The sequence below is a fragment of the Micromonospora sp. NPDC007220 genome, from assembly GCF_040634035.1.
GTDB lineage: Bacteria > Actinomycetota > Actinomycetes > Mycobacteriales > Micromonosporaceae > Micromonospora > Micromonospora reichwaldensis.
Genome location: NZ_JBEYEU010000003.1, coordinates 371,817 through 393,366 on the forward strand (window position 1 = coordinate 371,817; position 21,550 = coordinate 393,366).

A 21,550-nucleotide genomic window follows, 5' to 3' on the forward strand; every position below is an offset into this window, starting at 1 on the left:
GGTTACGCGTCCCGGGCGAGCGGCTCGGTACCGAGCAGCGCGTCGACGAACTGGGCGGGGTCGAACGGGGCCAGGTCGTCCTTGCCCTCGCCGAGCCCGACCAGCTTGACCGGGATGCCCAGCTTGCGCTGCACGGCGATCACGATGCCGCCCTTGGCGGTGCCGTCGAGCTTGCTGAGCACGACACCGGTCACGTTGACCGCCTCGGTGAAGACCCGGGCCTGCTCCAGCCCGTTCTGCCCGGTGGTGGCATCGAGGATCAGCAGTGTCTCGTCGATCGGGCCGTGCTTCTCCACCACCCGCTTGACCTTGCCCAGCTCGTCCATCAGGCCGATCTTGTTCTGCAGCCGGCCGGCGGTGTCGATGAGCACGGTGTCCACGCCGGTGTCGATGCCCCGCTTGACGGCGTCGAAGGCCACGCTGGCCGGGTCGGCCGCCTCCGGGCCCCGCACGGTCTCCGCGCCGACCCGACCGCCCCAGGTCTCCAGCTGGTCCGCGGCGGCCGCCCGGAAGGTGTCGGCGGCGCCGAGCAGCACGCTGCGGCCGTCGGCGACGAGCACCCGGGCGATCTTGCCGCAGGTGGTGGTCTTGCCCGCGCCGTTGACGCCGACGACCAGCACGACCGCCGGCACGCCCTCCTTGGGCGCGGTCCGCAGGGACCGGTCCAGGGTCGGGTCGAGCGCGTTGACCAGCTCGGCGGCGAGCAGGGCGCGCAGCTCGCCGCCGGAGCGGGTGCCGAGGACCCGGGTCCGCTCGCGCAGCCGGTCGACGATGTCGCGGGTGGCGTCGACGCCGACGTCGGCGGTGATCAGGCTGTCCTCGATCTCCTCCCAGGTGTCCTCGTCGAGGTGGTCGCGGCTGAGCAGGCCGAGCAGGCTCTTGCCGAAGACGTTCTGCGAGCGGGACAGCCGCGAGCGCAGCCGGACCAGCCGGCCGGCGGTCGGCTCGGGGACCTCCAGCACCGGTGCCGGGGCCTCCACCACCGGCGGCTCCACCAGGATCCCGGTGGACAACTCGGCCTCCGGTGCCTGGACCGGCGGGCCGGCCAGGTCCTCCTCGGCCCGGGTGTCGACCTCCGTCTTCGGCAGCGGCGGCTCCGGTCGCCGGCGCAACCGCGGCACGACCAGCCCGATGCCGCCAAGGATCAGCACGCCGAGCAGGGCGAGCGCGATGAGGAGGTATTCGGTCATGCCGGAATCCTGTCAGATGCCGGCGAAGCTGTCCCAGCCACCGCTCCCGACCGGGTCCGCGGAGGCCGGCGGTAGGCTCGCTCACAGCCAGCAGTGGTGCGACCGCCGGCCGGGTAGTAAAGATGAAGTCCGCTCATCTGGAGGTCGACCATGCCCGCGGCACACCTGCTCATCGGCCCGTTGCTCCGCAGGGTGGTCGGCACGACGGCCACCGTCTGGGTGGAGACCAGCGCGCCCGCGGTGGTCACCGTCCGCACCGCCGACGGCGCCGGCGGCACCGCGCCCACCTTCTCGGCGTACGACCACCACTACGCGCTCGTCGTCGTGGAGGGGCTCACCCCCGACAGCGCCACCACCTACGAGGTGCTGATCGACGACGAGGTCGCCTGGCCGGTGCCGAAGGGCGACTTCCCGCCCAGCGTGATCCGCACCCGGGCGGCCGACGACCTCGATCAGCCGGTCCGGTTGGTCTTCGGCTCCTGCCGGGAGACCACCCAGCACGCCACCACCCGGCGGCTGCCCCCGGACGCCCTCGACGCGTACGCCCGGCGGCTGATGGCCGACCCGGCTACGACCGAGGTGCCCGACCTGCTGGTGCTCCTCGGCGACCAGGTCTACGCGGACGTGACGTCGCCCACGGTCCGACGGCTGCTGAAGCGGCGCCGCCGCCGGCCGAAGGGCGCGCCGGGCGACCAGGTGGTCAGCTTCGACGAGTACACGAAGCTCTACCTGGAGTCCTGGCGGGACCCGGAGATCCGCTGGCTCTTCTCCACCGTGCCGAGCGTGATGATCTTCGACGACCACGAGGTCATCGACGACTGGAACACCTCGGCCTCCTGGCGCTCCGACATGCGCGAGCAGCCGTGGTGGGCGGAGCGGATCACCAGCGGCCTCGCCTCGTACTGGGTCTACCAGCACCTGGGCAACCTCTCCCCCGACGAGATCGCCGCCGACCCGGTCTACGCCAAGGTCGTCGCGGCGGAGGACGCCACCGGCGTGCTGCGCGAGTTCGGGCAGCGGGTCGACACCGAGGCCGACCTCGCCCACGACACCGAACGGTGGCGGGCCGTGCAGTACCAGTGGAGCTACGCGCTGGACCTGGGCCGGACCCGGCTGGTCATGCTCGACAACCGGTGCAGCCGGGTGCTGGAGCCGGGCCAGCGGGCGATGCTGCCCCCGGGCGAGTGGTCGTGGTTCCTCGACCGCGCCCACGGCGTCTACGACCACCTGGTGGTCGGCGCGTCCCTGCCCTGGCTGCTGCCGCCGGGCATCCACCACGTGGAGGCGTGGAACGAGAAGCTGGCCGACTCGCGGCGGCCCTGGGTCGCCCGGCTGGCCGAGAAGCTGCGCCGGGGGCTGGACCTGGAGCACTGGGCCGCGTTCCGCCGCTCGTTCGACGCGCTCGGCGCGCTCTTCGCCCGCCTCGGCAGCGGCACCCCCGGCGAGCCCGGCGAGCGCGTCGGGGCCGGCCCGGCGTACGCGCCACCGGCGTCGATCAGCGTGCTCTCCGGCGACGTGCACCACTCGTACGTGGCGCGGGCGCGGTTCGACGACCGGAGCGTGGTCACCCCGGTGCACCAGCTCACCTGCTCGCCCATCCACAACCAGGTCCCGGCCGGGATGCGCCCGCTGATGAAGCTGGGCTGGTCGTCCGGGCCGTCCGGGGCCACCCGGGCGCTGGCCCGCACCGCCGGCGTACGCCGCCCGCCGTTCCGCTGGAAGCGGCTGGCCGGGCCGTACTTCGGCAACGCGGTCGCCACGCTGGTGCACGCCGGCCGGACGGCCGAGGTGACGATCGAGGGCACCACCAGCGACGGCCACCTGCGCGAGGTCATGCGGCAGGGCCTGACCCCCGGCGGGTGAGCCTCCCGCCGCGCCCCGGCCTGCCCACCCGCGCCGGGCGGCCACCGCCCACGCGCCGGCACCCCGATAAACCGCTCGCCGGTTGTCGGAGGTGCCAGCCAGGATGACCGGCATGACCTGGCGAGCACCGGAGATCACCCGGACCCCCGAGCCCTACGTCGGCGACGAGCGCACCATGCTGGAGGGCTGGCTGGACTTCCACCGGCAGACCCTGCTGCTCAAGTGTGCCGGGCTGACCGCCGAACAACTGAAGACGCCCAGCGTCGAGCCCTCCGGGCTCACCCTGCTCGGCCTGGTCCGGCACCTGGCCGAGGTGGAGGCCTGGTGGTTCCGGGAGAACCTCGCCGGCCAGCAGGTCGACTACCCCTACTTCACGCCCGACAACCCGGACGCCGACCACGACGTCAGCGCCGCCGACGCCGAGGCCGACTTCGCCACCTACCACCGGGAGGTGGCGCTGGCCCGCGCCGCCGCCGCCGGCCGCTCGCTCGACGAGACCTTCACCGAGGTCGGCCCGAAGCGCCGGACGTTCAACCTGCGCTGGATCTACGTGCACATGATCGAGGAGTACGCCCGGCACAACGGCCACGCCGACCTGATCCGCGAACGCATCGACGGCGTCACGGGCGAGTAGTAGCCCCCGCCGGGGCGGGACGGAACCGGTCAGTACGCCAGGGCGGCCCGCGCGTACCGCAGGTCGGCCGGGCCGCTCCAGCGCAGCGCCGACAGGCCGGCGACCCGGGCGCCCCGGATCGCCCAGTCCTCGTCGTCGACGAAGAGCACCCGGGCCGCCGGGGTCTCCAGGGCCTCGCAGGCCGCCTGGAAGTACTCCTTCGCCGGCTTGTTCACCCCGACCCTGGACGAGTTGACCACCACGTCGAACTCGTCCGTCAGGTCGAGCGCGGCGAGGTCGGCATCGAGCAGGTCCGTGGCGTTCGTGCCTAGCCCGACGCGGATGCCGCCGGCCCGCGCCTCGCGGACGAAGGCGAGCACCTCCGGGTCCACCTCGCCCCGGTAGCGCTGCCACTGCTCCACGGCCGCCCGGGCCCGCTCGGGGCCGCCCACGGAGTCGGCCAGCGCGTCGGCCACGCTGGCCATCCAGTCGGCGTGGCTGACCCGGCCGGTCAGCACCGGCTGGAGCCGCCCCCACTGCATGGCGATCTCGGTGAGTACGCCGTCGGACAGGCCGTACTCCCGCTCCACCCCGGCGGCCACCGCCGGGTCCCACCTGCGCAGGACGCCGTCGAAGTCCACCAGGAGCGCCGTCGCCCGTTCCCGACCCACTACTCGTTCTCCTCGCCGCGGCCACGCCGCTCGTCTCCGTCGGCCCGGTTGAGCCGTTGGCTGATCACCTGGGTCACCCCGTTGCGCATGGTCACGCCGTACAGGGCGTCGGCGACCTCCATCGTCCGCTTCTGGTGCGTGATGACGATGAGCTGGCTCTTCTCCCGCAACTGGGCCAGCAGCGTGATCAGCCGCCCCAGGTTGACGTCGTCGAGCGCCGCCTCGACCTCGTCCATGATGTAGAACGGGCTGGGCCGGGCCCGGAAGATGGCCACCAGCATCGCCACCGCCGTCAGCGAACGCTCTCCGCCGGAGAGCAGCGACAGCCGCTTGATCTTCTTGCCCGGCGGGCGGGCCTCGACCTCGATGCCGGTGGTGAGCAGGTCGTCGGGGTCGGTGAGCACGAGCCGCCCCTCGCCACCGGGGAAGAGCACGGTGAAGACCTGCTGGAACTCCCGGGCCGTGTCGGCGAACGCGCTGGCGAAGACCTCCAGGATCCGGTCGTCGACGTCCTTGACCACGGTGAGCAGGTCCCGGCGGGTGGCCTTGAGGTCCTCCAGCTGCTCGGAGAGGAACTTGTAGCGCTCCTCCAGCGCGGCGAACTCCTCCAGGGCCAGCGGGTTCACCTTGCCGAGCAGGGCCAGTTCCCGTTCCGCCTTGGCGGCCCGCTTCTCCTGCACCGGCCGCTCGTAGCGGACCGGCTCGGGCACCGGCAGGCCGTCGCGTTCGGCCGTCGCCACGTCGGCCTGGGTGGGCGGGACGGGCTGGGCCGGGCCGTACTCGGCGACGAGGGTCTCCACGTCCAGGCCGAAGTCCTCGGCGGCCTTGGCCTCCAGCTGCTCGATGCGCAGCCGCTGCTCGGCGCGGGCCACCTCGTCGCGGTGCACCTGGCTGGTCAGCCGCTCCAGCTCCGCGCCGAGCCGCTTGGCCGCGCCGCGTACCTCCTGGAGTTCGGCCTCGCGGGCGGCGCGTTCGCGCGCCACGGCGTCGCGGTGCTCCTCGGCCGCGGCGATCGAGGTGGCCAGCCGGGTGAGGGCCTCCCGGGCCCCGCCCGCCACGGCCCGGGCGATCCCGGCGCCCCGGGTGCGCGCCGCGCGCCGGGCCGCCGCGCGTTCCCGCGCGGCCCGCTCGGCGGTGGCCTGCCGGCGCAGGGAGTCCGCGCGGCCGGCGATCGAGGAGACCCGCTCCTCGGCGGTACGCACCGCGAGCCGGACCTCCATCTCGTTCTGCCGCGCCTGCGGCACCATCGCGGCGAGCTGGTCGCGTTCCTCCGTGGAGGGTTCCGCGTCGACGGGGGTCTCCTCGGCCAGCCGCAGCCGCTCCTCAAGCTCGGCCAGGGTGAGCAGGTCCCGCTCCCGGGCGGCCTCCGCGCGGGCCCGGGACTCGCCGAGCCGGTCCGTCTCCGCCTTCGCCGAGCGGGCCGCGGCGCCCAGCTCGGCCAGCCGGCGGGCGGCGGCGTTGCGGTGGCTCTCCGCCTCCCGCTTGGCGGCGGCGGCGTGCTGCACCGTCTCCTTGGCCGCGGCCACCTCGGCGCGGGCGTCGACGAGCTGTTCGCGCAGCTCCGCGCCGGTGACCTCGGCGGCGAGCCGGTTCGACCGGGCCTCCTCGACGGCGGCCTGCACCTCGATGAAGCTGGGCGCCTTGGCCGACCCGCCGGCCGCCGCGTACGCCCCCACCACGTCGCCGTCGGGGGTGACCGCGCGCAGCTCCGGGTTGCCGGCGACCACCTCGGCCGCGGCGGCGAGGTCGTCGACCAGCACCACGTCGCGCAGCGCCCGGTGCACCGCCGGGCGGAGCTGCGGGGAGCACTCCACCAGGTCGGGCGCCCAGCGGGCGCCGTCGGGCAGCTTCGGCCGCAGCGCGTCGGCGGGCCCGTCCATGCCCGGCCCGGCGGGGCTGCCGACCAGCAGGCCGGCGCGACCGGCGTCGGAGATCTTCAGCAGCCGCATGGCCTCGACCGCCTCGTCGACGCCGCTGACCGCGACCGCGTCGGCGAGCCCGCCGAGCGCGGCGGCGAGCGCGGCCTCCTGCCCGGGCGCGACCGTGAGCAGCCCGGCCAGGCTGCCCAGCAGGCCCGGGACCTCGTCGGCGCGGGCCAGCAGCGCGCCCGCGCCGTCCTTGCGGCGCAGGCCGAGGGCGAGCGCCTCCTCCCGCGCCTTCCAGGTGGCGGCGTCCTTCTCCGCCGTCCGCTCCGCGTCGGTAAGTGACCGCACGGTGGCCTGCGCCCGCTCCTGGGCGGCGACCGCCTCGGCGTGCCGGGCGTCGAGGTCGGCGTTGTCCCGGTCCGCCTCGGTGGACTGCTCGGCGACCGCGTCGAGTTCGGCCTGGGCCTGGTCGGCCCGGGCCAGCGCGTCGGCGTGCGCGGTGGCGAGCCGCTCGATCTCCTCGCCGGCGCTGGTGGTCCGGGCGCGGGCGGAGTTGACCTGACCGGTCAGCCGGGCCAGGCCCTCCCGCCGGTCGGCGATCGCCTTGGCCGCGGCGACCAGCTCGCGTTCGGCGGCGGCGAGCTGCCGCTCCAGCTCCTGGCGGTGCTCGACGGCCTCGGCCAGCCGGATCTGGTCGTCGGTGAGCGCGCCGCGCAGCTCCTCCTCCTGCTCCCGGATCCGCTCGGCCTCGGCCTCCAACTGCTCGGGGTCGCGACCGGGGCGCTCGTCGTCGGGGGTGGCGCTGAGGTGCCGCAGCCGTTCCCGGGCGAGCTGCTCGATGGAGCGGAACCGCTCGGAGAGGGCGGAGAGCTTGTACCAGGTGTCCTGCGCGGCGGCCAGCAGCGGCGCGTCCTCGGCGAGGGCCGCCTCCAGCTCGGCCAGCCGCGCCTGCACCTCGGTGTGTTCGGCCTCGACCTGCTCGCGCCGCTCGCGCACGGCGGTCTCGTCGGCGATCTCCCGGTCCAGGGTGGCGCGCAGGGTGGCCAGGTCGTCGGCGAGCAGCCGTAGCCGGGCGTCGCGCAGGTTGGCCTGGATGGCGGCGGCACGGCGGGCCACCTCCGCCTGCCGGCCCAGCGGCTTGAGCTGGCGGCGCAGCTCGGCGGTGAGGTCGGTGAGCCGGTTGAGGTTCGTCTGCATCGCGTCGAGCTTCCGCAGCGCCTTCTCCTTGCGCTTGCGGTGCTTGAGGACGCCGGCCGCCTCCTCGACGAACGACCGCCGGTCCTCCGGCTTGGCGTGCAGCATCCCGTCGAGTCGCCCCTGGCCGACGATGATGTGCATCTCCCGGCCGATGCCGGAGTCCGACAGCAGCTCCTGGATGTCGAGCAGCCGGCAGGTGTCGCCGTTGATCTCGTACTCGCTCTCGCCGGAGCGGAACATCCGGCGGGTGATCGACACCTCGGTGTACTCGATCGGCAGCGCGCCGTCGGTGTTGTCGATCGTGAGGGTCACCTCGGCCCGGCCCAGCGGGGCCCGGCCGGCGGTGCCGGCGAAGATGACGTCCTCCATCTTGCCGCCGCGCAGCGCCTTGGCGCCCTGCTCGCCGAGCACCCAGGCGATGGCGTCGACGACGTTGGACTTGCCGGAGCCGTTGGGGCCGACCACGCAGGTGATCCCCGGCTCCAGCTTGAGCGTCGTCGCGGAGGCGAAGGACTTGAAGCCCTTCACCGTCAGGCTCTTGAGATGCACCTTCTCGATCCTCGTCCGGTGGCCGCCGTACCGTCGCCGGCTGCGCGGACCTGGGTGAACCCGCAGACTAACCCGGGACCGGGAACCGCCGGGCACGCGACCCGCCTGGCGACCGCCGGGCGCCCGTCCCAGGTGACGCGGGCCGGCCCGCCCGGGCGCGGACCATCCGTCGGCCGGAGTCGTACGGGAATCGTCGCGGCGGGCCGCACAAGATCACGAATTGGTGCGGCGAAAAGGGGTGCGGACAGAGCTGCGCGCCGGCACAGAAGTGTCGGCGCGCTCTTTTTGCGTGATGCGATTCAGTTTTGCGATCTGGAGATCAGGTCAGTGCGGGCTCGGCCAGACGGAGCAGATCGTCCGCCTCCGCCGCAGCCGCCGCGAGCCGATCGTTCTCGGCACGCAGCCGCGTGATCTCGAACTCCAGAGCCCGAACCGTGGTACGCAGTCGGGTGACCTCGTCGAGCAGACGCCGATCGGGCGCCGCACCTACGTGGCCGTACAGGGCCTTAGCCATGTTGACTCCTTGATATGCGCTGCCGGAAGGGCCGGCCAACGCGCGCCCAAATGTGTACGCGGCTGTCATCCCAGGCGATTCTGGGCATGACCGGGCGCGACTGGCGACACCTACATATTGAGCCGACACCCCCTCTTTCGTCAAGTTCTCGCAGGCCGTAGATCATTTCCACGTCGACCTGGCCACTTGCCGGGGGGCTGCCACAAGGCGCGGACACACTCTGTCCGGACACCTTGACTCTACGCCTCGGATCCCGGGAAGTCCCCACCCTGCCGTCCGGCTTCCCCTTAACTCTTCCTTAGCCACGTTGCCGCTGTTCACGCCCGCCACGTAGCGTCACCCCGGCCCGCAACCGACCCCCTGGAGGCAGAGGCGTGTACGGCTGGACCGACCCGAACCACCCGGACGGCGCCGACCGGCGCCGCGAGCAGCCGCTGGGCGAGGAGCCGCCGGCCTGGCTCACCGACCGTCCGGAGCCGAGGTCCGCCTACCTCTTCGGGGACGACCCGGAGCAGCCCGCCGACGAGTGGCACCGCGACCAGCCGACCGCCCGCTGGCAGCCCGAGCCCGCCGCGCCGGCCGGGACCTGGCAGCCGCAGACCACCGACGCGACCGCGACCTGGCGGCCCGAGCCCACCGACCGCTGGCAGGCCGAGCCGGACCCCCGCTGGGCCGCCGGGTCCGCCAGCCCGACGGACGGGGCGTACCCGGCGGAGCGCCCCTTCCCCGCGGACCGGACCGCCGGCGCCTGGCCGGTCGACGACCCGACCGCCCCCGTCGACCTCGCCGCGCTCCGGGCCGCCCCGGCCGCGACGGCGCCGGCCACCGCCGAGGGCCGCCACCGCCCCCGCCGCCGCTTCCCCCGCCCGCTGGTGATCGGCGGTGCCGCCGCGGCCGCCACGCTGGTGGTGAGCCTCGGCGTCGGCGCGGTCGCGCTGACCGACGGCCCGGCGACCGACCCCACCGCCGTCGACGACACGGTCGCCGCCGCCCCGGTGCTGCCGGGCGGCGAGCCGGCGCCCGGCGACACGCTCGCCCCGCCCACCCCGAGCGCCACCCCGAGCACCGCGCCGACCACCGCCAGGCCCACCCCGTCGGCCACGAAGAGCACCAGGTCGACTCCTGCGCCGTCGCGTACCACCGCGCCCTCGCGGCGCAGCGCCGAGCGGAGCACGGCGCCGGCCGGCGGCGGCACGAAGGCCCCGGTCAGCAGCGGGGGCGGTAGCCAGGCCAGCCAGGTGGTCGCCCTGGTCAACGCCGAGCGCGCCAAGGCCGGCTGCGGCGCGGTGAGCGTCGACGACAAGCTGACGACCGCCGCCCAGCGGCACAGCCAGGACCAGGCCGACCACCGGAACATGTCGCACACGGGCAGCGACGGCAGCAACGTCGGGACCCGGCTGGACCGGGTCGGCTACTCCTGGCGCACCTACGGCGAGAACGTCGCCTGGAACCAGAAGACGCCGGCCGCCGTCATGGACGCCTGGATGAACAGCTCCGGACACCGGGCCAACATCCTGAACTGCGCCTTCACCGAGATCGGCGTCGGCGTCGCGAACAGCAACGGGCCGTACTGGACGCAGGTCTTCGCCGCGCCGCGCTGAACGCGAGTCGTGGCCGGGGCCGTACTCGTTTGACCGGGTGAGGTACGCCGACACGGCGTACCCGCTCCGGGCGGTGTGCCGCCGCCCGCGACCCGGGAGCTGCCGATGCGGATCCGGCCGCGTACGCGCGCCGTGGGGTGGGGCCTGCGCCGGGCCCTGCCGGCCTGCGCCGCGCTCGTCCTGCTGAGCGTGCTCGCCGCCTGCCGGCCGGACCTGGCCGCGCCCGGTGCCCCGACCGCCTGGCCGGCGGCGTCGGCGGGCCGGTGGCAGTGGCAGTGGCAGCTCAGCGGCGTGCTGGACCTCACCGTCGACGCCGACGTCTTCCTGCTCGATCCGGTCTCCACCACCGCCGCGCAGACCGCCGAGCTGCGCTCCCGGGACCGCCGGCTGGTCTGCCAGGTGCACGTCGGTTCCGTCCTGCCGACCGACCCGGACGCGGACCGCCTCCCGGCCGCCGTACGGGGTGCCGCGTCCCGCCGGCCGCAGGGCCGCTGGCTCGACGTACGGCAGTGGGACGCGCTGCGGCCGGTGCTGGCCGACCGGTTCCGGCTCTGCCGGGGCAAGGGCTTCGGGGCGGTCGCCCTGGCCGACGCCGACGGGTACGCGCACCGGTCCGGCTTCCCGCTCGACTTCGACGACCAACTGCGGTTCAACCGCCGGCTGGCCGAGCTGGCCCGCTCGCTGAGCCTCTCCCCCGGCCTGATCAACGACCTGGGGCAGGTGGCCGCCCTGGCCCCGGACTTCGACTTCGCCGTCAACGAGGAGTGCGTGCGGCTGGACCAGTGCGCCCGGCTGCTCCCGTTCGTCGAGGCGGGCAAGCCGGTGTTCCACGTGGAGTACGCCGGCTCGACGACGGACTTCTGCGTCACCACGCTGGGCTACGGTCTCTCCTCGATCCGCAAGGAACGCCGGCTCGACGCGTGGCGACTCCCCTGCGCGGCGCCCTGACCACCGGCACCTCCTCGCGGGCCGGGCCGGGCGAACGCGCCGCCCGTGCCCCGGAGACCGCGTGGGGTCAGCCTCGCAGGGCCGCCCGGGGGCGGGGCTGGCAGCGCGGGCAGCTGTACGACGAACGGTTCATGAACGCCTCGCGGCGCACCGGTGCGCCGCACCGGTGGCACGGCAGCCCCTCCCGGCCGTAGACGTTCAACGCCCGGTCGAAGTAGCCGCTCTCCCCGTTCACGTTGACGTAGAGGGCGTCGAAGCTGGTGCCGCCGGACTTGATCGCCTCGCCGAGGACGTCCCGGACGTGGCCCAGCAGCCGCAGCGCGGCCGGGCCGGTCAGCGCGTCGGTGGGGCGGGCGCCGTGCAGCCTCGCCCGCCACAGCGCCTCGTCGGCGTAGATGTTGCCCACGCCGGAGATCAGCGTCTGGTCCAGCAGCGCCCGCTTGACCTCGGTACGCCGCCGGCGCAGCGCGGCGACGAACGCCGCGTCGGAGAACTGCGGGTCCATCGGGTCCCGCGCGATGTGCGCGATCTCCGCCGGCAGCTCGGCGCCCCCGGCCGAGACCGACAGGCCGCCGAACGTGCGCTGGTCGACGAAACGCAGCTCGGGACCGTCGTCGGAGAACCGGAACCGGACCCGCAGGTGCGTCTCGTCGGGGGCGTCGGCCGGCTGCACCAGCAGCTGACCCGACATGCCCAGGTGCCCGATCACGGCGTCGCCGCTGTCCAGCGGCAGCCACAGGTACTTGCCGCGCCGGCGCACGTCCAGCACCGTCCGGTCGGTCAGCACGTCGGCGAAGTGCCCGCCGCCGGGCGCGTGCCGGCGTACCGCGCGGGGGTGGCGCACCTCGACGGCGGAGATCCGCCGGCCGGTGACCCACCGGGCCAGCCCCTGCCGGACGGTCTCGACCTCCGGCAGCTCAGGCACGGCCCAGGCCCGCCTCGGCGGTCTGCGCCGTCCCGTCCTCGGGCGCCGGGCCCTCCGGCCCGACCGGCTCCCGCTCCGCCTGCTCGGTGAGCGTCCGCCAGGCCGCCTCGGCGGCCCGCTGCTCGGCCTCCTTCTTGCTGCGCCCGTCGGCCCCGCCGTAGCGGTTGCCGGCGACGACCACCCAGGCGGTGAACGTCTTGAGGTGGTCCGGGCCGGTGCCCTCGATGCGGTACTCGGGGACGCCGAGCCCGAGCGCCGCCGTCAGCTCCTGGAGGCTGGTCTTCCAGTCCAGGGCCGCACCCCGGCCGGCCGACTCGGCCATCAGCGGGTCGAAGAGCCGGTGGATGACGATGGCGGCGGTGTCCAGCCCGTACTGGAGGTAGATCGCGCCGAGCAGAGCCTCCAGGGTGTCGGCGAGGATGCTCGCCTTGTCCCGGCCGCCGGTGGTCTCCTCCCCCTTGCCGAGCAGCAGATAGGCGCCGAGCCCGTCCGGGCCGAGGCCCCGGGCCACGTCGGCGAGGGCCCGCATGTTGACCACGCTGGCCCGCAGCTTGGCCAGCTGTCCCTCGGGCAGGTCGGGATGGTTGTGGAAGAGCGCGGTGGTGATCACCACGCCGAGCACCGAGTCGCCCAGGAACTCCAACCGCTCGTTGGTGGGCAGGCCGCCGTTCTCGTACGCGTACGAGCGGTGGGTCAGGGCGCGCTGGAGCAGCTCCGGATCCAGGCTGACGCCGAACGCGGCTTCCAGGTGACCGACGGACGCCCGCCGCCGCTTGTCGTTGCTCATGATGTGGGTACCTCGGTGTCGGTGGAGCGGTCGGTGCGTTCCTCGCGGTCGCCCGCCTCGGCGCCGTCGAGCAGCGCGCGGACGTGGTCGGTGGCGCGTCGTCGCCAGAGATGGGCGGCCAGCGCGATGCCCGCGGCGACGTCCTCGGCGCGGGCGGCGCCGTGGCAGACGACGACCGTCCCGGCGACCCCGAGCAGGGCCGCCGCGCGCGGGGCGCCGCCGCCGGACGGGGGCCCGCCGGCCATCGCGTACGCACCCTCGATCGCCTTGAGCAGCACGTTACCGGTGAACCCGTCGGTGACCACCACATCGGCGCGCGTGCCGAGGGAGACGTCGTACCCCTCGACCAGGCCGACGTAGCGGCCGTCGCAGGGCAGCGACGCGGCGGCGAGGACGGGATCGGCGAGCCGGCGGGCGCGATCGCCCTTGCCCGCCTCGGTGCCCACCGACAGCAGCCCCACCCGGGGCGCGACGACGGCGTGGGCCACCGCCGCGTAGGCGGCGCCGAGCACGGCGTGGCGGGCCAGGGTGGCCGGGCGCGGCTCCAGCGAGCCGCCCACGTCCAGCAGGACCACCGGGCCGGCGACGGCCGGCAGGGTGGCGATCAGCGCGGGCCGGCGCACGTCCGGCCAGCGGCCGAGGCCGAGCGCGACGGCGGTGACGGTGGCGCCGGTGGACCCGGCGGAGACGAGCGCGTCGGCGACGCCGTCGCGGACGGCGTGCACCACCGCGCGGACGGTGCTGTCGGCACGGGCGGCCACGGGATGGTCGGCCATGCCGACGACGGCGCGGACCGGCCGCACGGTGACCCGGGCACGCTGTGCCGGGTCGAGGGCACGGATCACCTCGCCGGCGGCCTCGGCCGGGCCGACGAGCAGCAGATGCAGGTCCGGGTCGGCGCGCACGGCCCGCAGAGCGCCGTCAACCACGACGGCGGGAGCGTCGTCCCCGCCGAGGAGGTCAACGGCGATCCGCGCGGTGCCCGGCTCCATCGGAACGCCGGCCGGAACAGGCCGGCCGGCGTCGGAGGGAGCCGGGGCACCGGGCGATTGCCAGGGTGCGCGCGCCGCCCGACCAGGGGTCGGGGGCGTCACTCGGCGTCCAGGTCAGACCTCGAGGACCTGGCGGCCGTTGTAGGTGCCGCAGACGGAGCAGGCGGCGTGGGGCAGCTTCGCCGACTTGCACTGGGGGCAGGCCACGGTCGCGACCACGGTCGCCTTCCAGTTCGCCCGGCGGGCGCGGGTGTTGCTGCGCGACATCTTGCGCTTGGGGACGGCCACGGTTCCTACTCCTCTTTACGGTTCAGTTGCGACAGGCCCGCCCAACGCGGGTCGATCTGCTCGTGACTGTGGTCGGCCGGCAGATCGTCCAAGTGCACCCCGCATTCGGGGCACAGGCCTGGGCAGTCCTCCCGGCAGAGCGGGTTGGTCGGCAGCGTGAGCACCACCGCGTCCCGCAGCGCCGGTTCCAGGTCGATCAGATCGCCCTGCATCCGGCCCACCTCGTCCTCGTCGGTCGTGGTGTCCGTGGTGCTGTTCTCGTACGCGTACAGCTCCTGGATCCGCACGGCCAGCGAGTCGTCGATCTCGCGAAGGCAGCGACCGCACTCGCCCCGGACGCGACCGCTGACGGTCCCGGAGACGAGCACGCCCTCGGACACCGACTCCAACCTCAGGTCGAGGTCGAGGTCAGCGCCCTGCGGCACGGCGATCATCTCGCCGCCGAGGTCCGCCGGTGCCGGCACCACCCGCTTTTCCGTACGCAACGCACCAGGCCGGCGCGGCAGCTCCCTCGTGTCGAGGACCAGCGGCGACCTGGGGTTGAGTGTCGAAGGCGTGTGTTTGGGCATAGTCAGACTCCGGCCGGTGAGAGGCCGACAAAAAAGGTTACCTGGGCGACCGCCGTACCGTCGAACCGGGGGCGGCGCCCGCCCCATCTGCCGGCTGGTGAGGTGCCGCTCAGAAGGGTAGCGGGCGGTCCGCCTCCTCCCCACCGAAGGTGCCGATCTCGCGCAGCGCGTGCATCTTGTCCCGCCCGCGTTCTATCGAGGCCAGCGCCCGGGTGAGGAACTGCTCGAAGTTGGCCAGCGCGGTGTCGACGTAGTCGTCGACCTCCTCGCGCAGGCGCTGCGCCTCGGCGCGGGCCTCCGCGATGATCCGCGCGCCCTCGTGCTCGGCGGAGACCGTGATCTCGTTCACCGAGACCAGTCGGGCGTGTTCCGCCTCACCCTCGCTGATGATCCGGTCGGCCTCGCGCTTGCCGGCCTCCATGATCTTGTCCCGCTCGTCCAGCAGCGCGGCGGCCCGACGCAGGTCGGCGGGGAGTTCGGCGCGCAGCTCATCGAGGATCGCGATGAACTCACCCCGGTCGACCATGCAGTTGTTGCGCGACATCGGGACGGAGCGCGCCTGCTCCACCATGGCGATCAGTTCGTCGATGCGATCGAGCGGGTCCACCGGTACCTCACTCCTGTCGTTCGTCGGGCCGACCTACATGATGCGGGCTACGGCCGGTTTCCCGCTGCACACATCATGTCGCGCCCCGACCACAGCGCACCGCTCACCCCGGCCCGGCGCGTCGCGGTACGCCACGGCGCAGTCCCCGCCGGGCACGGTGCCGGCGGGAACTGCGGCCCCGGGCGGTCAGTCGCGCGACGGCGGGACGAGCCGGGCGCTCAACTCCTCGCGGACCCGGTCGGGCACGTGGGCGGAGATGTCGCCGCCCCACTTCGCCACGTCCTTGACCAGGCTCGAGGAGAGGAACGAGTAGAGCGGATTGGTCGGCATGAACAGGGTCTCGACGCCGGCCAGGCCGATGTTCATCTGCGCCATCTGCAACTCGTAGTCGAAGTCGCTGACCGCCCGCAGGCCCTTGATCAGGACGCTCGCCTGCTGCGCCCGACAGAAGTCGACAAGCAGGCCGCGGAACGACTCGACCCGGACGTTGTCGTAGGAGGCGGTCACCTCGCGGAGCATGTCGATCCGCTCCTCGACGGTGAACAGGCCGCTCTTCGACTGGTTGACCAGCACGCCCACGATCACCTCGTCGAACAGCCGGCTCGCCCGGCCGACGATGTCGAGGTGCCCGTTGGTGACCGGATCGAACGAGCCGGGACACACCGCACGTCTCATGATCGGCGACCGTACCAAAGGGTCGTCTCGCCGTAGCGCCGGCTGCGCTCGCCGGTGATGCCCTGCACCCACCCGACGGGTCCCGTGCGGCTGGACCGCTCCACCACCACCAGGGCGTCCGGGGCCAGCCAGCCGCCGTCGACCAGCGCGACGAGCATCGCCGTGATCTCCGCGTCCGGCACCGCGTAGGGCGGGTCGGCGAAGACCACGTCGTACGGGTCGCCGTCCGGGCCGGCCGCCAGCACGGTGGCGACTTTGCCGGTGACCAGCCGGGCGGCCGGCGCGGCGCGCAACGCGGCCACGTTCTCCCGGACCACCCGGGCCGCCCGGGGGTCGGACTCCACCAGCAGCACGTGCGCGGCCCCCCGGGACAGGGCCTCCAGGCCGACCGCCCCGGAGCCGGCGTAGAGGTCGGCGAAGCGGGCGCCGGCCAGGTCGACCTCGGCCTGCACGGCGCTGAACAGCGCCTCGCGCACCCGGTCCGACGTGGGCCGGGTGCCCGCGCCGGGCGGCGCGGCGATCCGCCGCCCACCAAGGGTTCCGGCCACGATCCGGGTCACCGTCGCTCCCTGCCCATGCCTCGACGCTACGCGACGGCCCGGCCGGTGGACGAAGCACCCGAGGCGACGAGCGGACCCGCCACGACCTGTCGGCCCCGCCGGCCCGCACCGAGGGCGCGTCCGCCACCCGGTCGGCGTCCGCACCCGATCAACGCGCCTCGGGGGGACCGAGCACCGACGTGACCGTGACCGGGTCGACCTCGGCCTGGTTGGTCAGCAGCACGAGCCGCCGGTCCGAGTCGGGCAGCCAGGCCGCGAACGCCTTGTAGCCGCCGTTGTCCCCCGAGTGGTGCAGCGCCCGCCTGCCGGCCAGCGGGCCGACGAAGAACCCGTAGCCGTACGCCTCCCCGGGCCGGCCGGTGGGCGCGTGTGGAGCGGTCATCGCCGTCACCGAGGCCGGGGCGAGCAGCCGGCCCCGGCGCGGCACGTCGAGCCAGGTGAGCAGGTCCGTCCCGGTGCACCAGACGTCACCCGCGCCCATGCCCACGGTCGCCAGGTCCCAGGACGGCACCGGACGGCCGCCCTCGTGTCCGACCGCCACGTCCGGCCGTCCGTCGCCCGCACCGGCGAAGCTGCCCGTCATGCCCAGCGGCGCGAAGACCTCCTCGGCGAGGAACTCGGCGTACGGCCGGTCGGCCGCGCGCTCGACGGCCCGGGCCAACAGCACGTAGCCGGGGCTGCTGTAGTGCCACCCGGCTCCGGGCCGGAACAGCGGCGGCACCGCGGCGAACAAGCCGAGCAGGTCGTCCGGCTCAGCCGGGTCGGCGAGATCGACCGCCGGGTACTGCTCCCAGTGGCCCAGGCCCGAGGTGTGGGTGAGCAGGTGGTGCAGCGTGATGGCGGACCATTCCGGCGGCGGGCCGGGCAGCCAGCGCACGACCGGATCGGACAGGCTCAGCGCACCCCGCTCGGCGAGCAGCAGCACCGCCGCGGCGGCCATCTGCTTGCTGATCGAGGCGATCTGGAACCGGGTCCCGGGAGCGCAGTGGACACCGGTGCTCCGATCGGCCACCCCGGTGACCTGTTCCGTCACGATCTCGTCGCCCCGGGCCAGCAGGAGCACGCCACTGTCTAATGAGGATGCCGACATCCTTCGGAGCCTAGATCAGCCCTTCTCCAGGTATTCGGCGCGTTCCTCGTCGACCAGGGCCGCCACCGACGCGGCCAGCGCCGGGTGCCGGGCCAGCTCCGGGTCCTCCTCGACCAGGGCGATCGCCTCGGCCCGGGCGTCGCGGATCAGGTCGGCGTCGCGCAGCAGCGAGAGCAGCCGCAGGTGCGAGCGGCGCCCCGACTGGGTGGCGCCCAGCACGTCGCCCTCCCGGCGCTGCTCCAGATCCAGCTCGGCGAGCTTGAACCCGTCGGTGGTGGAGGCCACCGCGTCGAGCCGCTCCCGCGCGGGCGTGCCCTCCAGCGCCTCGGTGACCAGCAGGCAGAGCCCCGGGGCGGAGCCCCGGCCGACCCGGCCGCGCAGCTGGTGCAGCTGGGAGACGCCGAACCGGTCGGCGTCGAGCACGATCATCACGGTCGCGTTCGGCACGTTGACACCCACCTCGACCACGGTCGTGGCGACCAGCACGTCGAGGTCGCCGGCCGCGAAGGAGCGCATCACCGCGTCCTTCTCGTCGGCCGGCAGCCGGCCGTGCAGCACGCCGATGCGCAGGCCGTGCAGCGGCCCCTCGGCGAGCAGCGGCGCCACCTCGGTGACCGCCATCGGCGGCCGCCGCCCGTTGTCGTCCTCCGGCGGCGGCTCCTCCTCGCTCGCCGGCCCCTCCCCGATGCGCGGGCAGACGACGTACGCCTGGTGCCCGGCGGCCACCTCCTCGCGCACCCGGCGCCAGGCCCGGTCCAGGAAGGCCGGCTTCTCGGCGACCGGCACCACGTGCGAGGCGATCGGCGAGCGACCCTGCGGCAGCTGGGAGAGCGTGGAGGTCTCCAGGTCGCCGTAGACGGTCATCGCCACCGTGCGCGGGATCGGGGTGGCCGTCATCACCAGCACGTGCGGCGGCTGCTCGGCCTTGGCGCGCAGCGCGTCGCGCTGCTCCACGCCGAAGCGATGCTGCTCGTCGACCACCACCAGGCCGAGGTCGGCGAAGTCGACGCCCTCGTAGAGCAGGGCGTGGGTGCCGAGCACGATGCCGGCGGCGCCGCCGGCGACCTCGGCCAGGGCCCGCCGCCGGGCCGCCGCACCCAGCGAGCCGGTGACCAGCTCGACCCGCGTGGCGTCGTCGGCCGCGCCCAGCTCGCCGGCCCGCCCGAGCGGCCCCAGCAGGTCGAGGATGCCCCGGTGGTGCTGCGCGGCGAGCACCTCGGTCGGGGCCAGCAGCGCGGCCTGCCCGCCCGCGTCGACCACCTGGAGCATCGCGCGCAGCGCGACCACCGTCTTGCCGGAGCCAACCTCGCCCTGGAGCAGCCGGTGCATCGGGTGGGCCGTGGCCAGGTCCGCCGCGATCTCCACGCCCACGTCGTGCTGGCCGGGCGTCAGCTCGTAGGGCAGCCGGGCATCGAAGGCGTCGAGCAGGCCGCCGGGCTTCGCCGGGCGGGGCCGGGCCGGCGAGGCGGCGGCGCGGTGCTTGCGCTGCACCAGGGTGAGCTGCACGGCGAAGGCCTCGTCCCACTTGAGCCGGTGCCGGGCCCGGTAGAGCGCCTCCTTGCTGGTCGGCCGGTGGATCTCGCGCAGCGCCGTGTCGATGCCGCCCAGGTTGCGGCTCGCCCGCAGGGTCGCGGGCAGCGGATCCTCCGGCGCGGTGAACGTGTCCAGCACCACCCGGACGCAGCGGGCGATCACCCAGGTGGGCACCGCCGCGGCGGCCGGGTAGACCGGGATCAGCGCGCCCGCGAACTCCTCGATCTCCTCGTTGGCCGCCGCCTCGCCGTCGCCGCCCTCGCCGAGCAGGACGTACTCCGGGCCGTTGAGCTGCCGCTTGCCCCGGAACTCGGTGACCTTGCCGGCGAAGAGCCCCCACCGGCCGGGGCGCAGCTCGCGCTCGCGCCAGGCCTGGTTGCCGAAGAAGGTCAGGGTCAGGGTGCCGCCCGAGCCGTCGCCGACCGTCACCTCCAGCAGGTTGCCCCGGCGCTGGCGCATCGGGCGTACGGCGGTGCGCTGCACCTGGGCCAGCACGGTGGCCTGCTCGCCGACGTCGAGCGACCGGATGTCGGTGTGCTCGCCGCGCTCGTCGTAGCGGCGCGGGAAGTGGTAGACCAGGTCACCGGCGGTGTGCAGGTCGAGGTGCCCGGCGAGGGCCTTCGCGGTCTTCTCGCCGACCAGCTTCTTCAGCGGCGTGTCCATCGTGGCCGGCTCGGACGTCATTCGACCCCCACCAGGAGTGGATAGTGCGGCTGCCCGCCCGGATAGGCCTGCACCTCGACGAACGGCCAGCGCCGCCCGACGTGCTCGCGGACCGCGTCCGCCAGCCCGTCGGGAGCGTCCGCCCCCGAGAGCAGGGTCACCAGCTCACCGCCGCCGCCGAGCATCCGGTCGACCACGGCGGCGCAGGTGTCGGTCAGGTCGGACCCGATCAGGTGCACCTCCCCCTCGACCAGCGCCAGCACGTCGCCGGGACGGCAGGGGCCGGCGACGGTCAGCGCCTCGCGGCGGGCGTAGCAGACCTCGGCGTAGCGGCACGCGCCGGCCGCCTCGGCCATCGCGATCACATCGTCGGCGAAGCGCCGCCCCGGGTCGCGTACGGCGAGGGCGGCCAGCGCCTGCACCGGTGAGCGGGTCGGCACCACGCTGACCTTCACGCCGAGCCCGTGCGCCTCCCGGGCGGCGGCGTTCGCCACCGCCTGCGTGTCGGGGTCGTTGGGCAGCACCACCACGCGGGCCGCCCCGGTGGCGCGGATCGCGTCCAGCAGCTCGCCGATCGACGGGTTGCCGGGCACCACCGTCGCGCCCTCGCCGGCGAACAGCTCGGCGATGCCCGCGCCGGCGGCCACCACCACGGCGGCCCGCCCGTCCGCCGCCGCGGGGGGCGACACTGGTGCGGTCTGGTCGGCGAAGCGGGTCACCGAGATGCGGTGCGGCCGGCCGGCCACCACGCCCGCCTCGATGGCCGCGCCCACGTCGTTGACGTGCACGTGCACGTTCCAGGTGCCCGTGCCGGCGTTTCCGTCGCCGACGACCACCAGCGAGTCGCCCAGGGCCGCCAGCTCCTCCCGCAGCCGGGCCACCGCCTCCGGCCCGGCGTCGAGCAGGAACTGCACCTCGTACGCGTACTCCTCGGAACCGGTCTCGCGCACGGCGGTGGCCGGCGGGCGGACCGGGCGCGGCGCGGGCGCGGGACGCTCGGGGCTCTCGCCGGTCACGACCTCGACCAGGGCGTCGAGCAGCAGGCACAGGCCCTGGCCGCCGGCGTCCACCACGCCGGCGCGGGCCAGCGCCGGAAGCTGCTCGGGGGTGCGCGCCAACGCGTGCGCCGCCCCGCCCGCCGCCGCCCGGACGACCGCCCGCAGGTCGTCGCTGTCGGCCCGCTCGGCGGCGTGCGCCGCCGCGGCGACGACGCTGAGCAGCGTGCCCTCGACCGGGCGGGCGACCGCGGCGTAGGCGGCGGCGGTGCCGTCGCGCAGGGCGGCGGCCAGCTCGCGCCCCCGCACGGCGGGCGCGGCGGCGACGGCGTCGGCGAAGCCGCGCAGGATCTGCGACAGGATCACCCCCGAGTTGCCCCGCGCGCCCAGCAGCGCGCCCCGGGCCATCAGCCGCAACGCGTGCCCGTGCGCGGTGGGCCCGTCCTCCGGGAGGGTGCCGAGGTCCATCGCGAGCGCCTGCTGGGCCGAGGTGAGGGTGAGCACCATGTTGGTGCCGGTGTCGCCGTCGGGCACCGGGTAGACGTTCAGGTCGTCGATCTCGCCCTGGTGGCGCTTGAGCGCGACCAGCCCGCCCGCGCACCAACGGCGGACCGCGGCGGCGTCGAGGGTGTCCAGCACGGCGAGAAGCCTACTGGCGCGCACCGACACGCGCCGGGGTCGACGCGACTCCCACGGCGTGTCCGGCAGCCGCGGCGCACCCACTATCCTCGTGGCGTATCCCCAGGTGCGGCGATGCCGCGGGGGCGGGTGCGGGCCGGGCGACCGGGACCCGCGTCGCGCGGTGCCGGCCCCACCTCGGGCCTGCGTCCGGGGCCGGTTGGTCGGGTCCCGGGT

At 74.8% G+C, this 21,550-nt stretch carries 19 protein-coding genes; 4 read left to right on the forward strand and 15 right to left on the reverse strand.

Annotated elements, in window-relative coordinates; genetic code table 11:
* Nucleotides 1–2: 2 nt before the first annotated feature.
* Complete coding sequence (gene ftsY, locus ABZ573_RS10070) at nt 3–1,190, reverse strand: signal recognition particle-docking protein FtsY (protein WP_151455318.1); 1,188 nt, start codon at nt 1,188–1,190, stop codon at nt 3–5.
* Nucleotides 1,191–1,340: 150 nt separating this feature from the next.
* Between ftsY and ABZ573_RS10075 the strand changes: the two genes are divergently transcribed.
* Together ABZ573_RS10075 and ABZ573_RS10080 are read left to right on the forward strand one after the other, a co-directional pair.
* The gene (locus ABZ573_RS10075) at nt 1,341–3,053 is read left to right on the forward strand and encodes an alkaline phosphatase D family protein (RefSeq protein ID WP_358117225.1); all 1,713 of its coding nucleotides are present in this window, start codon (nt 1,341–1,343) and stop codon (nt 3,051–3,053) included.
* A gap of 112 nt (nt 3,054–3,165) precedes the next feature.
* Nucleotides 3,166–3,687: a DinB family protein gene (locus ABZ573_RS10080; protein ID WP_151455316.1), complete on the forward strand. Its 522-nt coding sequence runs from the start codon at nt 3,166–3,168 to the stop codon at nt 3,685–3,687.
* 29 nt (nt 3,688–3,716) lie between these two features.
* Here the strand turns inward: ABZ573_RS10080 and ABZ573_RS10085 are convergent, their stop codons facing one another.
* The 3 genes from ABZ573_RS10085 to ABZ573_RS10095 form a co-directional block, all read right to left on the reverse strand.
* A complete protein-coding gene (locus ABZ573_RS10085; protein WP_151455315.1) occupies nt 3,717–4,337 on the reverse strand; it encodes an HAD-IA family hydrolase in 621 nt (206 codons plus the stop codon).
* A complete protein-coding gene (gene smc / locus ABZ573_RS10090) occupies nt 4,337–7,948 on the reverse strand; it encodes a chromosome segregation protein SMC (protein ID WP_358117228.1) in 3,612 nt (1,203 codons plus the stop codon). The genes ABZ573_RS10085 and smc overlap by 1 nt, the downstream gene beginning before the upstream one ends.
* A 319-nt stretch (nt 7,949–8,267) precedes the next feature.
* Nucleotides 8,268–8,462, reverse strand: coding sequence for a hypothetical protein (locus ABZ573_RS10095; protein WP_091621030.1), 195 nt, complete (start codon nt 8,460–8,462; stop codon nt 8,268–8,270).
* A gap of 374 nt (nt 8,463–8,836) precedes the next feature.
* On the opposite strand from ABZ573_RS10095, the gene ABZ573_RS10100 reads away from it, so the two are divergent.
* Nucleotides 8,837–10,063, forward strand: coding sequence for a CAP domain-containing protein (locus tag ABZ573_RS10100; protein WP_358117232.1), 1,227 nt, complete (start codon nt 8,837–8,839; stop codon nt 10,061–10,063).
* A 105-nt stretch (nt 10,064–10,168) separates the two neighbouring features.
* Entirely contained in the window at nt 10,169–11,011 is an 843-nt protein-coding gene (locus ABZ573_RS10105) for an endo alpha-1,4 polygalactosaminidase (protein WP_327030763.1), read from the forward strand.
* 67 nt (nt 11,012–11,078) lie between these two features.
* Here the strand turns inward: ABZ573_RS10105 and mutM are convergent, their stop codons facing one another.
* The 11 genes from mutM to ABZ573_RS10160 form a co-directional block, all read right to left on the reverse strand.
* On the reverse strand, nt 11,079–11,936 hold the full coding sequence (gene mutM / locus ABZ573_RS10110; protein WP_151455408.1) for a bifunctional DNA-formamidopyrimidine glycosylase/DNA-(apurinic or apyrimidinic site) lyase: 858 nt from the start codon (nt 11,934–11,936) through the stop codon (nt 11,079–11,081).
* Nucleotides 11,929–12,723 carry a ribonuclease III gene (gene rnc / locus ABZ573_RS10115; protein WP_151455409.1) on the reverse strand — a complete coding sequence of 265 codons (795 nt, stop codon included), beginning with the start codon at nt 12,721–12,723 and terminating at the stop codon, nt 11,929–11,931. The genes mutM and rnc overlap by 8 nt, the downstream gene beginning before the upstream one ends.
* Entirely contained in the window at nt 12,720–13,715 is a 996-nt protein-coding gene (locus ABZ573_RS10120) for a phosphate acyltransferase PlsX (protein WP_151455410.1), read from the reverse strand. Before ABZ573_RS10120 ends, rnc begins: the two co-directional genes overlap by 4 nt.
* Before the next feature lie 114 nt (nt 13,716–13,829).
* Nucleotides 13,830–14,003: a 50S ribosomal protein L32 gene (gene rpmF, locus ABZ573_RS10125; protein WP_018786309.1), complete on the reverse strand. Its 174-nt coding sequence runs from the start codon at nt 14,001–14,003 to the stop codon at nt 13,830–13,832.
* 5 nt (nt 14,004–14,008) lie between these two features.
* Complete coding sequence (locus ABZ573_RS10130; RefSeq protein ID WP_151455411.1) at nt 14,009–14,572, reverse strand: DUF177 domain-containing protein; 564 nt, start codon at nt 14,570–14,572, stop codon at nt 14,009–14,011.
* Between the two features lie 109 nt (nt 14,573–14,681).
* Complete coding sequence (locus ABZ573_RS10135; RefSeq protein ID WP_132232640.1) at nt 14,682–15,179, reverse strand: hypothetical protein; 498 nt, start codon at nt 15,177–15,179, stop codon at nt 14,682–14,684.
* 186 nt (nt 15,180–15,365) lie between these two features.
* Entirely contained in the window at nt 15,366–15,854 is a 489-nt protein-coding gene (coaD, locus tag ABZ573_RS10140; protein WP_132232638.1) for a pantetheine-phosphate adenylyltransferase, read from the reverse strand.
* Complete coding sequence (rsmD, locus tag ABZ573_RS10145; RefSeq protein WP_132232636.1) at nt 15,851–16,414, reverse strand: 16S rRNA (guanine(966)-N(2))-methyltransferase RsmD; 564 nt, start codon at nt 16,412–16,414, stop codon at nt 15,851–15,853. Before rsmD ends, coaD begins: the two co-directional genes overlap by 4 nt.
* Before the next feature lie 148 nt (nt 16,415–16,562).
* Nucleotides 16,563–17,477, reverse strand: a complete 915-nt coding sequence (locus ABZ573_RS10150; protein ID WP_358117241.1) for a serine hydrolase domain-containing protein — start codon at nt 17,475–17,477, stop codon at nt 16,563–16,565.
* Nucleotides 17,478–17,519: 42 nt separating this feature from the next.
* Nucleotides 17,520–19,721 carry an ATP-dependent DNA helicase RecG gene (gene recG, locus ABZ573_RS10155; protein WP_358117244.1) on the reverse strand — a complete coding sequence of 734 codons (2,202 nt, stop codon included), beginning with the start codon at nt 19,719–19,721 and terminating at the stop codon, nt 17,520–17,522.
* Nucleotides 19,718–21,334, reverse strand: coding sequence for a DAK2 domain-containing protein (locus ABZ573_RS10160; RefSeq protein ID WP_327030760.1), 1,617 nt, complete (start codon nt 21,332–21,334; stop codon nt 19,718–19,720). The genes recG and ABZ573_RS10160 overlap by 4 nt, the downstream gene beginning before the upstream one ends.
* Nucleotides 21,335–21,550 lie beyond the last annotated feature (216 nt).

Bases quoted from the DNA above. Each gene is read 5' to 3' on its own strand.
- ABZ573_RS10075 (WP_358117225.1), top strand. From the start codon at position 1,341: ATGCCCGCGGCACACCTGCTCATCGGCCCGTTGCTCCGCAGGGTGGTC.
- recG (WP_358117244.1), bottom strand. From the start codon at position 19,721: ATGACGTCCGAGCCGGCCACGATGGACACGCCGCTGAAGAAGCTGGTC.
- ABZ573_RS10080 (WP_151455316.1), top strand. From the start codon at position 3,166: ATGACCTGGCGAGCACCGGAGATCACCCGGACCCCCGAGCCCTACGTC.
- ABZ573_RS10095 (WP_091621030.1), bottom strand. From the start codon at position 8,462: ATGGCTAAGGCCCTGTACGGCCACGTAGGTGCGGCGCCCGATCGGCGT.
- coaD (WP_132232638.1), bottom strand. From the start codon at position 15,854: ATGAGACGTGCGGTGTGTCCCGGCTCGTTCGATCCGGTCACCAACGGG.
- ftsY (WP_151455318.1), bottom strand. From the start codon at position 1,190: ATGACCGAATACCTCCTCATCGCGCTCGCCCTGCTCGGCGTGCTGATC.
- ABZ573_RS10120 (WP_151455410.1), bottom strand. From the start codon at position 13,715: ATGGAGCCGGGCACCGCGCGGATCGCCGTTGACCTCCTCGGCGGGGAC.
- ABZ573_RS10130 (WP_151455411.1), bottom strand. From the start codon at position 14,572: ATGCCCAAACACACGCCTTCGACACTCAACCCCAGGTCGCCGCTGGTC.
- rnc (WP_151455409.1), bottom strand. From the start codon at position 12,723: ATGAGCAACGACAAGCGGCGGCGGGCGTCCGTCGGTCACCTGGAAGCC.
- ABZ573_RS10105 (WP_327030763.1), top strand. From the start codon at position 10,169: ATGCGGATCCGGCCGCGTACGCGCGCCGTGGGGTGGGGCCTGCGCCGG.